Source organism: Terriglobia bacterium (assembly GCA_036496425.1).
Taxonomy (GTDB): Bacteria; Acidobacteriota; Terriglobia; order 20CM-2-55-15; family 20CM-2-55-15; genus 20CM-2-55-15.
The window spans coordinates 45420-57539 of the sequence record DASXLG010000136.1; the positions used below are offsets into that span (position 1 = coordinate 45420).

Consider the following 12120-nt stretch of genomic DNA (forward strand, 5'->3'; position numbering starts at 1 on the left):
CCTATGTCTTTTTTGGGCCTTGTGTGGCCGATCTTCTTTCTTTTAATTCACGACTGATCTCGTCCAGCGATATACCCCGCTCGACCAGCAAGACGAGCAGGTGATACATCAAATCGCCGGTTTCCGAAACCAGCCTCCCGGCATCGGGGTTCTTGGCGGCAATAATCGTTTCCGCGCTTTCCTCTCCGACCTTCTTCAGAATTTTGTCCAGCCCGCTATTAAACAAGTAGGTCGTATAGCTTCCCTCGGGACGCTGCTCTTTGCGCTCTTCAATGACGGCGTACAGTTCCTGCAGCACACCTTCGATCTCCGGTTCGCTGCCAAAACATGAATACGCACCGGTGTGACACGCCGGTCCCAGCGGCTCGACTTCGACCAGGACAGCATCATTGTCGCAATCCAGACTGACTTTCGTAACCTTCTGCGAGTTGCCCGATGTTTCGCCCTTGTGCCACAGCTGCTGGCGGCTGCGGCTCCACAACCAGGTTTCCTTTTTTTCGAGGGTGAGCTGCAGAGCTTCCTTATTCATGTAGGCAACCGTGAGCACTTCGCGGGTTCTCGCATCCTGCATCACTGCGGGAATGAGCCCGTCTGCGCCGAATCTGGCATTCTTGAGGATATCGTTCATCGGACGACGACCCCCCGTTCGCGCAAGTAGGATTTCGCTTCGCCGATCGTGACTTCCCGGAAATGGAAAATCGATGCGGCCAGCACGGCGCTCGCTGCGCCTTCGGTCAAGCCTTCGTACAAATGTTGAAGGTTGCCGGCGCCGCCTGAAGCAATGACCGGAATGTTGACGGCCTCCGAAATTCTCCTTGTCAGATCGAGATCGTAGCCGTGCTTGGTTCCATCGCCGTCCATGCTGGTCAGCAGAATTTCACCGGCGCCGAGACCGGCGACAGTTTTCGCCCATTCGACCGCGTTGAGTTCGGTCCGTTCGCGCCCGCCGTGCGTATAGACTTTCGCGCTGCCGTTGTTTTCCCGCCGGGCATCGATGGCGACAACGATGCACTGGCTGCCGAAGCGCTCCGCCGCTTTCTGCACCAGCGATGGTTCGTTGACCGCAGAAGTGTTCAATGAAACTTTGTCTGCGCCGCTGCGCAAAATCTCCTGAATATCGCCGACATTTCTCAGGCCACCGCCCACCGTAAAAGGAATGTTGATGGTATCCGCAACGTGCCGGACCATTTCCGCCACGATATTGCGGCTGTCCGAAGATGCCGTGATATCGAGGAAAACCAGTTCGTCGGCGCCCTCTTCGGAATATCGGAGGCCCGCTTCCACGGGATCTCCGGCGTCGCGAAGGTTGACGAAATTGATCCCTTTGACGACGCGCCCCCCCTTCACATCGAGGCAGGGAATGATTCGCTTAGCGAGCATTTGCCATGGCCTCCTCGATTTCGAAGCGGCCTTCGTAGAGCGCCTTGCCGATGATCACGCCGTCAAGTCTCTTGTGATCGAGACGCGCAAGCTGCCGAACATCGGCGATCGACGAAACACCGCCCGAGGCAATGACGGACAGCTCCGTGTGGTCCAGCATTTCCTTCATCGCTTCGATATTGGGTCCTTCGAGAACGCCATCGCGCGCAATGTCGGTGTAGATCACCAGCCGGGCGCCGAGATTCTGAAGCCGGCGGGCGAGATCGATGGCTGCGATGTGCGAGTCTTCCGTCCAGCCGGCGATCTGCACGTTTCCGTCGCGCGCGTCGATGCCAACGGCAACGTTATGCGGCTGGGCCGTCAAAGCGGCCTTCACGAATTCCTGGTCCTGAACCGCCGCGGTCCCCAGCACCACCCGCTGAATGCCGGCATCCAGTAATGTATCAATGACCGCCATGCTTCTGATTCCGCCGCCGAGCTGGATCTTTGCATTGGGAACCGCAGCCGCCATTTCGCGCAAGACCGCGAGGTTCTTCGGCACGCCTTCAAACGCCCCATCGAGATCGACGACATGCAGCCAGTCTGCGCCTTTGCCGACCCACTTATTCGCCATCTCCAACGGATCGCCGTAAACAGTCGCGTCACTTTTCCGGCCTTGTTTCAGCCGGACAGCCTTTCCACCAAGAATGTCGATTGCGGGATAAACCTTCATACTTTTAAAACCGCGCGAAATTCTCCAGCAGCCGTTCTCCTATCCGTTGACTCTTCTCCGGATGAAATTGTGTCGCCCAAATATTTCCTTGGTGGACGATCGCCGGGAATTCCAATTCATAGTCTGTCGTCGCCAGCGTGATGTCGGATGCAGGCTTCGCATAATACGAGTGGACGAAATAAACGAAGCTGCACTCGGTAACGCCCGCAGTCAAGCCATTCGTCCGCTTCAGGTGCAGCTGATTCCAGCCCATATGCGGCACTCGGAGGTGCGCCGGCAGTTTCACGATCGAACCGTGAAGGATATCCAAGCCCTGATGCTTGCCGAATTCCTCGCTCTCACTGAAGAGCAGGTGCATCCCCAGGCAGATCCCGAGAGTGGGGGTTCCCGCTTCCGCCTTCTCAATGAAGGGCGCAGCCAGGCCCAGCTCTTTCAGATTACGCATACCGTCGCCGAAGGCGCCTACACCAGGAAGGATGAGCTTGGTGGCCGCCCGGATGTCATCCGGATTCGATGTGACGCAAACATTGTGTCCCAGCCGCCGCAGCGTGTTCTCCAGGCTCCGTAGGTTATTCAGCTTGTAATCAACAATGGTGATCACAATTTACCGCTCCGTCTCAACATGGTGTGTGAGCGACCCCCTGCCGGCCGCTTCGCGGCCGGCAGGGGGTCGCTCACAAGCACTGTTCGTGCAAAGCGCATCACAGCACGCCTTTCGTCGACGGAATCTGCGTGTGTCCGACGCGCGTTGCGGTGTGGAGCGCCCTCGCGGTGGCTTTGAAAATGGTTTCCGCAATGTGATGCTGATTCCTGCCGTACAGGTTTTCGACGTGCAGGTTGAAGCGTCCTTCCTGGACGAACGCCTTGAGGAATTCTTCAATCAGTTCGGTCTGCAGATCGCCGAGCTTCGTCGCCTTGAAATCGGCCTTGTAGACGAGGTACGGCCTTCCGGAAAGATCCACGACAACGCGTGTCAGAGCCTCATCGAGAGGCACGTAGGCGTGACCAAACCGTGTGATACCCCGGCGCTCGCCGAGAGCCTCGCGCAGCGCCTGTCCCAGAACCCACCCCACATCTTCCACGGTGTGATGACCGTCGATTTCGAGATCGCCCTTGGCATGGATTTCCAGATCGAAGTGTCCGTGCCGCGCCAGCTGGGCGAGCATATGGTCAAAAAACGGAATGCCCGTCGCCAGCTGGTGTTCCCCGGTGCCGTCGAGATTGAGATTGACGCGAATATCGGTCTCGTTCGTTTTTCGCGACTTCATCGATGTTCGTGCATCCATTTATTTGTTCTCCAGGACCTGGTCCAGCGCAGCCAGACACCGGTTGTTTTCTTCCGGAGTTCCGATCGAAATCCGCAGACAGCGCTCGAGCAAGGGATAAGCGCTCACATCGCGGATCAGTACGCCGTGACTGTATAGAGCGTCAAAGAGCTCGCGCGCCGACTTCGCGGTCCGTATCAAAATGAAATTCGCCTGCGACGGAAAAGCGCGGATTTCCGGCCGTTTCTGCAGTTCCGAGAAGACGCGCTCGCGTTCCCGTATCAATGCCGTTATGCCGGCGTTGAGCACGTCATGTTTTTCGATGATCACTTCCGCGGCCGCCAGCGTGAAAATGTTCACGTTGTACGGCAGCTTGGATTTGTTCACTTCGCGGGCGATTTCGGGGTGCGCCATCATGTAGCCGAAGCGGAGGCCGGCCATAGCCATCGCTTTGGAGAATGTTCTGAGCACGATAAGGTTCCGGTGCCCGGCTAGCAGCGGGACGGCGGTTTGTCCGCTGAATTCGTGATACGCCTCGTCCACGATCACGATGCCTTTCGCACTCTTCAGCACGGCCGTTAACGCATCGCGGTCGAGCACGGTGCCTGTCGGATTGTTCGGCGTGCAGATCACAATGACGTCCGCGGTTCGAGAGGCCGCAATCAGCTTGTCCGCGTCGAACGCCATGTTTTCGGAGTCGAGCAATACCTGTTCGATGTCCGCCTGCAGCGTTGTCGCCATCAGCTTGTAGAGTGTGAACGTCGGTTGCGGCACGGCCAGCCGCCGGCCGGGACCCAGCGCGACACTCAGCGAAGCCTGGATCAATTCATTGGATCCGTTGCCGACCAGAATTCCGTCCTCGATCCAGCCGGCGAATGTCGCGAGCGCTTTGATGACACCTGCCGGCACGAATGCCGGATAACGTCCCCATGGCCGCCGTAGGACGCGCTCCGCGATTTCCCGCTTGAGGTCCGCCGGCAATTCGTACGGATTCTCGTTCTGATCGAGTTTGACGTCGGCTTCAAAGTGCTTGAGTGTGTACGCGGCGAGGCCGCGGACCTCAGGCTTTATGACGCCGGATGGTGATAGATCTCGCATGTGCGGTCAGTCCTTCAGCAATGGCGAATTTTTCGATCATTTCGCCGAATCGTTCGATGGCACGTCCTGAGTAGCGGATGATGCTCGTCCGTTTCAGGAAATCCGGAACACCAAGCGGAGAAAAGAAACGCGCCGTCCGATTTGTCGGCAGCACGTGGCTTGGCCCGGCAAAATAGTCCCCCACAACCGTCGGCGCGTACCGTCCGATAAAAACGGCGCCCGCGTTTTGAATATTATCGGAGACGTGCTCCGGCTCGGCCATCAGCACTTCGACGTGCTCCGGCGCGATGTGATTCACGAGACGGATGGCGTCGCGTTCATCCGCGACGACGAACGCGATTCCTTTGTTCTTAATGGCCGTGCTCGCAATCGATTTGCGGTCGAGCGACTTGAGCTGCGTCTGAACCTCATCGAATACGGCAACGGCGAGCTCCCGGGACCAGGTGATCAACCATACGCCGGCCATTTCATCATGTTCGGCCTGAGCAAGAAGATCGGCTGCGATCCACGACGGTTCGCATGTCTCGTCGGCGACAATAGCGACTTCACTGGGGCCCGCCACCATGTCGATGTCAACTGCGCCGTAAACCTGCCGCTTGGCCGACTGGACATACTGATTGCCCGGGCCGACAATTTTCTGAACCCGTGGAATTGTTTTCGTCCCGTATGCGAGCGCGCCGATCGATTGTGCTCCGCCGATCCGATAGACCTCCGTCAGATTGAGCATCTTCAGAGCGGCGGCAACCAGCGGATTTTCCTCCAGCGAGCGCGGAGGAGTCACCACCGCGATGCGCTCGACGCCTGCAACCTGCGCCGGTATTGCATTCATGAGCACGGATGAGGGATATGCCGCCTTTCCGCCGGGAATGTAGAGCCCTGCGCTGGCAAGCGGGGTACGCCGCAATCCCAGGCGGACGCCGTCGCCCGCGTAATATTCCCAGGACTCTTCTATCTGCTGTTCGTGGAAATCCCTGACGTTGCCGGCCGCCTTACGCATGATTTCGACGAGTTCGTCATCGGCGCCTTCCGCGTAGCTTCGGAGCTGATCTTCCGGCACACGCATCAATTCCGGAGTCAGATTGAATTCGTCGAACCGCTTCGTGTACTCACAGACCGCGGCATCGCCGCGCCGCCGGACGTCCTGCAGAATGCCGGCAACAGACTGTTCGACATTCTGTTCCACATCGCCGGGCGCCAGGAGCGCATCGATTTCGTCGAGGTTCATCTCCGTAGTGAGATCGATGACTCTCATCGGCGTGCACTCTCCAGTGCTTGAATGAATGTCAGAACTTCCTGCCGTTTGGTCTGATAGCCCGCGCGATTGATCAGAAGTTTTGCAGAACTTTCCGCGATGACTTCCAGGATCTCGAGACCGTTCTCCTTTAACGTGCGGCCTGTTTCCACCAGATCCACAATGCGGTCGGCCAGGCCGATGAGCGGCGCCAGTTCGATCGATCCCGAAAGAGGAATGATTTCAACCGGAATTCCACGACTGTTGAAATGATCCATCGTGATTCGCGGGTATTTCGTTGCCACGCGAACCGTCGGACTGTCGAACCGCCCGATGTAGTCGCGAGTTTCAGCCTGCGCCTGCGCCGGGCCGGCTATAGCAATCCTGCAATAACCGAAATTGAGATCCAGGGGCTGCAGCACATCCGCATGCGATTCAAGAAGCACGTCCAGGCCGGCGATTCCGATGTCCGCCGCGCCATATTCGACATAGGTCGGCACATCCGTGGGCTTGACGAGCACCGCGTGAAACCTTTTATCGGTCGATTCGAAAATCAACTTTCGCGACGACGAGACGTCATCGGTAAATTGAACGCCGGCCCGCCCCAGCAGTTCGAGCGACGGCTCCAGAAAACGTCCCTTGCAGAGCGCAATCACAAGCACAGCTTCACCGCCTTGCCGGCCTGCCGGAGCTGCAGCGCTTTGGCAAAACCCTGCTGTACATCGATCGCCGTCGGGTTTCCATTCCCCATGTCCAGGTTTGGAGTCGCGATCTGTTCGAGACGATCGAGAATGAAGGTGAAACCCACCGCCGGCATATCCTCGCCGAAGGCGGCAGGCAGTCCGTCGTAGCGGCCTCCACTGGCGACTTCGAAACCAAGATCGCGCACATAGGCGCGGAACAGGATTCCGGTGTAATAATCGAACCCGCGAATCTCGCCGAGGTCGATCGTCAGATGTTGTGCAAGATCCAGTTTCTCGAAAATCGAATAAATTTCCTCAAGGTGGTCGAGCGCCTCTACGGACCTTGCATTCTTTACGAGCGCCCGAGCTTCCGTGATCACGGATTTTCCTCCGGTAAGGTGGGGCACGGCTCGCAGGGTCTTCTTTCGCCGGTCGTCGAGCGGCAACTTTTGAAGCAGAACTTCGAGGCCGGACTGGTCTTTGATGTTGAGAACATCTTTGATGGCCGCGATCTGATCATCGGGCAATTCCATGCGATCGACGATTCCGCCGAAGAAGTCGACGCTTCCGAGGTTGATCTGGAAACCTTGAACGCCCAGGCGTTGAAATGTTTCGACGGCGATCAGCAGGATCTCCACGTCGGCCGTCTTATGAGTGCCGCCGTAATGCTCGACGCCGATCTGGGCGAATTCCCGCTGGCGGCCTCCTTTCGGCTTTTCGAAACGCAACACCTCGCCTGAATAAAACAGCCGGATCGGTTTCGGCGCCGAGGCAAGCCGGGTTGCCACCGTCTTCGCGACGAGCGAGGTGAACTCGGGCCGGAGCGCGAGGATATTGCCTTCGCGATCGATGAACCGGTAGATGTGTTCTTCCTGGCCGGTACCCATGCCTTTCGCAAAGACATCGTAATAGTCGAAGATCGGCGGGATGATTTCTTCATACGACCAGCCTTCGAAGACCGAACAGATCGCCCGCTCGAGCAGACGGCGGCGGTGCGCCGCGCCGCCGATGAGGATCTGCGTCCCCGGAGGAATCTGTGTATAGGATTTCATCCCGTTAACCTAAAAGGCCTTTCCGATACATCAACTCCGCATTCAGAATTGCGGCGCCTGCCGCTCCGCGAATCGTGTTGTGACTGAGGACGCGGAACTTGTAATCCAGGACAGCGCATGGGCTGATCGGGCCGACCACGACGGCCATGCCATTGCCGCGATCGCGATCCAGCCGGGGCTGGGGCCGCTGGACGTGAGTTTCCAGAATCACTGCCGGCCGGGGAGCCGACGGAAGCTGCAACTCGTCGATCGGAGAACTGAAGTTCCGTATCGCCGCTTCGACTTCCTCCCGGGACGCTTTTGTCGCGAGCTTCACCGATACCGCTTCGAGATGCCCGTCGCGCACATGCACTCGGTGCGTCATGGCGCTGATCCGCGCCGTGGAGTCCACAAACTTCCCATCGCGCCATTTGCCGAGAATTTTCAACGGCTCGGTCTCGATTTTGTGGTCTTCGCCTCCCATGTCGATGGCAGGAAGAACATTGTCGATAATGTCCAGCGATGCGACACCGGGGTAACCCGCGCCGGACAGCGCCTGCATGGTCACGACGTGCACTGCTTCCAGCTTGAACTTGCGCTCGAGCGCGGCGAGCGGAAACACCAGGCCGATCGTCGAGCAGTTGGGATTTGTCACGATGAATCCGCGGCTGCCGGTCCGCTGCTTCTGCATCGTCAGGGCATCGAGGTGATCGGGATTGATTTCGGGAATCAGGAGCGGCACGTCGGCCTTCATCCGGTGACTCGATGCATTGCTCAGGACGGGCATTCCCGCCTTCGCCAGCTGCAATTCCGTATCTTCCGCGACGGATGACGGCAGGCCCGACAGAACGAAATCACAATCCAGCCCCGGCTGGCAGGACTGCACGGTCATGCGCGCAACGGCCGCGGGAATCGCGGTCTCGAGCATCCAGCGCGTGGTCTGGGCATAGTTTTTTCCCGCGGAATTGTCCGATGCAGCGACAGCAGAAACTTCGAACCAGGGATGTTGTTCCAGCAATTGAATCATCCGCTGGCCCACAGTCCCCGTCGCACCGAGTATTCCAACCTTAAGCTTTGCCATTACGAACCTTCTCCTATGACCCTTCCTTCAGTATCGATATTCACGACGTGAGGCAGCGCCTTCACGCCGTACTTCTGAAATGCGGCGGTTATGTCCCAGCCAACGCCGTCGGCCTTCGAAGGCTCCGCCAGAGCGAATATCGTCGGGCCCGCGCCGCTCAATGCCACTCCGTACATGCCGGGTGTGCGCAGCGCCAGGATGTCTTCAAATCCCGGTATCAGAGATGCGCGATACGGCTGGTGAATACGGTCGTTCATCGCTTCGCGGAGCAACGTCCAATTACCGGTTGTCAGCGCGCCGATGATCAGCGCCGAGCGCTGGAGATTGTAGACCGCGTCTTTGCGTGAATACGTCTGTGGTAGAACGGCCCGCGCCTTTTCCGTCGAGATCTCGAATTCGGGAATCACAATCACCGATTTGACGCCGGGAGCCACCTTCAAATTCGCAATGAACACTTCGCTGTCGGCGCCCTGGCATGCCGCAATCAGTCCGCCACGAAGCGCCGGCGAAAGATTGTCGGGGTGCGTCTCGAACTCGAAAGCGTACTTGAAGATTTCGGGCTCCGTCAGCCTGTCCTGAGTCACCAGTTCGTAGCAGGTGATGCCGGCGATAATCGCCGCCGCGCTCGAGCCGAGGCCGCGCGCCAGCGGGATTTCATTGGCGATCGTCATGCGGAACGGCGGCAGTTCGCGGTTCCGGCGCTCGGCCACACGGCGTGCCACCCGCAGAATAAGATTGTCGGAGGTCGTCGGAATTTCGCCGGCGTCCACTCCGAGCGCCACGATTTCCATTTTCGGCACCATTTCGATGCGTACGCGCAGGTAGATTTCGAGCGCCAGGCCCAGTGCATCGAAACCGGCTCCTAAATTGGAGGTGCCGGCCGGAACTCGAAATGAATAGTTTCGGCTCATGTCAGGTCACTTCTCTTCAAAGATTTCTGAGGGAGGGCGATGCCCCGTCCAGATTTCAAATTGGCGGGCCGCCTGTGCCAGAAACATCGTCGTGCCTTGGATGACCGTCTTTCCCTGGTCCCGAGCGGATCTCAACAGGCGCGTTATTGGTGGATTATAGACCATATCCATAACGACATCCGCCGGAATCGGCCCCTGGAAAGGAGCGGCATCCACCATCGGAAACATGCCGACGGGGGTTGCATTGATCAATAAATCGCAAGGATGTTGGCTGGCTTCAGGCACTTCACGGCGTCCCAACGTAGTGATCCTCTTCGCTCCCTTGACGGCGGCAACCGCCGCCTTGGAAGCTCCGCCGGTTCCCAGAATCACGACGACCTTGTCTTTGGGATCGAAACCGGCGGAGTCGAGCGAGGCGCGCACGCCGTCGACGTCGGTGTTATCACCGGTCCAGATGCCGTCGCGCAGCGAAACGGTATTGACGGCCCCGATCTCAGCCGCTTCAGCCGTCAACTTTCCGAGCAAGGGAATCACCGCGGTCTTGTGCGGAATCGTCACCGAAAGTCCTTCGATTCCCAGGGCCCGGACGTTTTCAAAAAAGTCCTTCACATCGGCCACCGGGAATTTCACAAAAACGAAATCGAGTCCCGTTGCCGCGAAGGCTTTGTTGTGGATGACCGGCGAAAACGAATGTCCGAGCGGGTTGCCGATAATGCCGATCAGCCGGGTGGATGCCTTCAGGCTGCGGAAACGGTACACATCATTCATCTCGCGCAGCGAAAGCTGCCCCGGAGCCGCCGCATTTGGAGTCAAACCGGCATAGGTCAGGAACGAGCCGCGCGACGGGCCGAGAACGCGCGTGATCTGGGCCATATCGCCCATTCCGATAACGATCATGGGTTTCGGCGCCTTGCTCGATAGCAGCTCAAACAGCCTGCGATTGTCGTCCCAGGAGTTCACCATCGTGGCAATTTTTCCGATCCGGCCTGGGCTCGCGCCTATTTCGTTCACCAGTGCAGTCAGATCGCGGGGCGTTTTTTCGAAATCATGAAATGACGCAATGACGTCGGTTCCGGCGATCGGCTCGGCAATGCGGTAGTCCAGATCGACGAAGCGGGCGCCGTTTTCGGCGGCCTGTTGGAGCAGCCGGATTTCCTCCGCGGCCGAGCCCTCGAACTTCCCGCCGCGTTCTTTTCCCCGGCAGGTTGCAATAACTGGTATGGGCAGGCGGTCCCACCGCGCGGTCAGCGAATCGCGAGGGTTGCTCAGATAGTCGAAGCGAACTTCGGCGCAGTCGGCTCCCGCTAAGTCCGAGGAAAAGACTTCGTCCAAACTCCGTGGAGTAAGAGAAACGCACAGCGCGCCTGGCTTGACCATTTCAAGACCAAAGCTCCGTGCTGAGATACCGCTCGCCGGTATCCGGAAGGATCGACAGTGTGCGTTTTCCGCGGCCGAGCTCCGAGGCAACAATGCAGCTGGCGTGAAGAATCGCTCCCGAAGAAATTCCGCAGAGAATTCCTTCCTGCTCCGCCAGACGGCGAGCGCCGTTGCGCGCGTCATCGTACGAAACCGGGATAAAGCGATCGACGGCTTTCCGGTTGAAGATTTCAGGAATGAAACCTGCACCGATCCCCTGGATTTTGTGTGCCCCGGCTTTGCCGCCGGAGAAAACAGGAGAGTCTGCCGGTTCCACGGCAAAGACCTGGATCGATTTGATCTTCTGTTTGAGGATCTCGGCGGTACCGGTCGCCGTGCCGCCGGTTCCGACCCCGACCACCAACGCGTCCAGCTGATCGCCGCACGCGGCGAGGATTTCCGCGGCTGTCGTTTTGCGGTGAATCTCGGGATTCGCCGGATTTCGGAATTGCTGCGGCATGAAGTAGCCGGGATTCTGCCGGACCAGCTCCTCCGCCTTGTCGATGGCGCCCTGCATCGCCTGATCGCGCGGAGTCAGCACCACCTGCGCGCCATAAGCCCGCAATAAAGTGACGCGTTCAACGCTGTATTCTTCCGGCATCGTCAGAATGACCTTATATCCCTTTGCTGCTGCAACCATGGCGAGGCCGATCCCGGTGTTTCCGCTGGTCGGCTCGACAATTGTCCCGCCCGGCTTGAGTTTTCCTTCGCGTTCCGCCGCCTCGATCATGCTGAGGCCGATCCGGTCCTTCACGCTGCCACCCGGGTTGAAGGACTCCAGCTTGACCAGCATCTCCGCCCAGTTGTTCTGCGGTATCCTGTTCAGTCGCACGACCGGCGTCTTTCCAATGAGTTGGCAAATGTTGTCATAAATCCCGTCGTGCATGGAAATAAACGAGGATACCATATCTTGCCTCTAACTACTTCCCCCACATTTAGTTGACGCTCAAATGCGCATCTGCTAGTAATAGCGGACTATGCGGACTTTCTTTGCCATATTGATCGTTGCATCGACCGTCTGGGCCCAAACTCCAACCAAACCGGTTCCGGAACAGGGCGCACCGCCCAAAGATCTGACGGTTCACGCGGATGGGCGCGTCAGCGCGAACGGTGATCCCAAGGATGCCGATAAGTTCGAGGTGCATGTTGTCAAGCAGGGTGAGACGCTATCGCAAATTGCCGCTGAGGCTCTGAAGAATCCGAGGCTCTGGCCTCAGCTCTGGGAGCAGAACGAACACATCATCAATCCGCACTGGATTTATCCGGATGACAAAATTCTGATCCGGCCGGTTACTCCTCTGGTCGAAGCCAA

14 protein-coding genes are annotated in these 12120 nt (G+C 58.3%); 1 reads left to right on the forward strand and 13 read right to left on the reverse strand.

What is annotated here, in order from left to right; translation table 11 throughout:
- Position 1 precedes the first annotated feature (1 nt).
- The 13 genes from hisIE to cysK form a co-directional block, all read right to left on the reverse strand.
- On the reverse strand, positions 2 to 628 hold the full coding sequence (gene hisIE, locus VGK48_09800; protein HEY2381457.1) for a bifunctional phosphoribosyl-AMP cyclohydrolase/phosphoribosyl-ATP diphosphatase HisIE: 627 nt from the start codon (positions 626 to 628) through the stop codon (positions 2 to 4).
- A complete protein-coding gene (hisF, locus tag VGK48_09805; protein ID HEY2381458.1) occupies positions 625 to 1380 on the reverse strand; it encodes an imidazole glycerol phosphate synthase subunit HisF in 756 nt (251 codons plus the stop codon). The genes hisIE and hisF overlap by 4 nt, the downstream gene beginning before the upstream one ends.
- Complete coding sequence (gene hisA, locus VGK48_09810) at positions 1370 to 2092, reverse strand: 1-(5-phosphoribosyl)-5-[(5-phosphoribosylamino)methylideneamino]imidazole-4-carboxamide isomerase (GenBank protein HEY2381459.1); 723 nt, start codon at positions 2090 to 2092, stop codon at positions 1370 to 1372. Before hisA ends, hisF begins: the two co-directional genes overlap by 11 nt.
- A gap of 4 nt (positions 2093 to 2096) precedes the next feature.
- Positions 2097 to 2693, reverse strand: coding sequence for an imidazole glycerol phosphate synthase subunit HisH (gene hisH, locus VGK48_09815; protein ID HEY2381460.1), 597 nt, complete (start codon positions 2691 to 2693; stop codon positions 2097 to 2099).
- A gap of 100 nt (positions 2694 to 2793) precedes the next feature.
- On the reverse strand, positions 2794 to 3378 hold the full coding sequence (gene hisB / locus VGK48_09820; protein HEY2381461.1) for an imidazoleglycerol-phosphate dehydratase HisB: 585 nt from the start codon (positions 3376 to 3378) through the stop codon (positions 2794 to 2796).
- On the reverse strand, positions 3379 to 4455 hold the full coding sequence (hisC, locus tag VGK48_09825) for a histidinol-phosphate transaminase (GenBank protein ID HEY2381462.1): 1077 nt from the start codon (positions 4453 to 4455) through the stop codon (positions 3379 to 3381).
- Complete coding sequence (gene hisD / locus VGK48_09830) at positions 4418 to 5707, reverse strand: histidinol dehydrogenase (protein HEY2381463.1); 1290 nt, start codon at positions 5705 to 5707, stop codon at positions 4418 to 4420. Before hisD ends, hisC begins: the two co-directional genes overlap by 38 nt.
- On the reverse strand, positions 5704 to 6348 hold the full coding sequence (hisG, locus tag VGK48_09835) for an ATP phosphoribosyltransferase (protein ID HEY2381464.1): 645 nt from the start codon (positions 6346 to 6348) through the stop codon (positions 5704 to 5706). The genes hisD and hisG overlap by 4 nt, the downstream gene beginning before the upstream one ends.
- Positions 6339 to 7421: an ATP phosphoribosyltransferase regulatory subunit gene (gene hisZ / locus VGK48_09840; protein HEY2381465.1), complete on the reverse strand. Its 1083-nt coding sequence runs from the start codon at positions 7419 to 7421 to the stop codon at positions 6339 to 6341. Before hisZ ends, hisG begins: the two co-directional genes overlap by 10 nt.
- Before the next feature lie 4 nt (positions 7422 to 7425).
- A complete protein-coding gene (gene asd / locus VGK48_09845; GenBank protein ID HEY2381466.1) occupies positions 7426 to 8481 on the reverse strand; it encodes an aspartate-semialdehyde dehydrogenase in 1056 nt (351 codons plus the stop codon).
- On the reverse strand, positions 8481 to 9392 hold the full coding sequence (thrB, locus tag VGK48_09850; protein HEY2381467.1) for a homoserine kinase: 912 nt from the start codon (positions 9390 to 9392) through the stop codon (positions 8481 to 8483). The genes asd and thrB overlap by 1 nt, the downstream gene beginning before the upstream one ends.
- 6 nt (positions 9393 to 9398) lie before the next feature.
- Positions 9399 to 10769, reverse strand: coding sequence for a type I 3-dehydroquinate dehydratase (locus tag VGK48_09855; protein HEY2381468.1), 1371 nt, complete (start codon positions 10767 to 10769; stop codon positions 9399 to 9401).
- A 1-nt stretch (position 10770) separates the two neighbouring features.
- The gene (cysK, locus tag VGK48_09860; GenBank protein HEY2381469.1) at positions 10771 to 11715 is read right to left on the reverse strand and encodes a cysteine synthase A; all 945 of its coding nucleotides are present in this window, start codon (positions 11713 to 11715) and stop codon (positions 10771 to 10773) included.
- 70 nt (positions 11716 to 11785) lie between these two features.
- Between cysK and VGK48_09865 the strand changes: the two genes are divergently transcribed.
- Positions 11786 to 12120 (forward strand): LysM peptidoglycan-binding domain-containing protein (locus VGK48_09865; GenBank protein ID HEY2381470.1); only part of this gene is annotated, 335 nt, incomplete at its 3' end.

Excerpts from the sequence above, each read along its gene's own strand:
- hisIE (HEY2381457.1), bottom strand. The coding sequence starts at position 628 with ATGAACGATATCCTCAAGAATGCCAGATTCGGCGCAGACGGGCTCATT.
- hisF (HEY2381458.1), bottom strand. The coding sequence starts at position 1,380 with ATGCTCGCTAAGCGAATCATTCCCTGCCTCGATGTGAAGGGGGGGCGC.
- hisA (HEY2381459.1), bottom strand. The coding sequence starts at position 2,092 with ATGAAGGTTTATCCCGCAATCGACATTCTTGGTGGAAAGGCTGTCCGG.
- hisB (HEY2381461.1), bottom strand. The coding sequence starts at position 3,378 with ATGGATGCACGAACATCGATGAAGTCGCGAAAAACGAACGAGACCGAT.
- hisC (HEY2381462.1), bottom strand. The coding sequence starts at position 4,455 with ATGCGAGATCTATCACCATCCGGCGTCATAAAGCCTGAGGTCCGCGGC.
- hisD (HEY2381463.1), bottom strand. The coding sequence starts at position 5,707 with ATGAGAGTCATCGATCTCACTACGGAGATGAACCTCGACGAAATCGAT.
- hisZ (HEY2381465.1), bottom strand. The coding sequence starts at position 7,421 with ATGAAATCCTATACACAGATTCCTCCGGGGACGCAGATCCTCATCGGC.
- asd (HEY2381466.1), bottom strand. The coding sequence starts at position 8,481 with ATGGCAAAGCTTAAGGTTGGAATACTCGGTGCGACGGGGACTGTGGGC.
- thrB (HEY2381467.1), bottom strand. The coding sequence starts at position 9,392 with ATGAGCCGAAACTATTCATTTCGAGTTCCGGCCGGCACCTCCAATTTA.
- VGK48_09855 (HEY2381468.1), bottom strand. The coding sequence starts at position 10,769 with ATGGTCAAGCCAGGCGCGCTGTGCGTTTCTCTTACTCCACGGAGTTTG.
- cysK (HEY2381469.1), bottom strand. The coding sequence starts at position 11,715 with ATGGTATCCTCGTTTATTTCCATGCACGACGGGATTTATGACAACATT.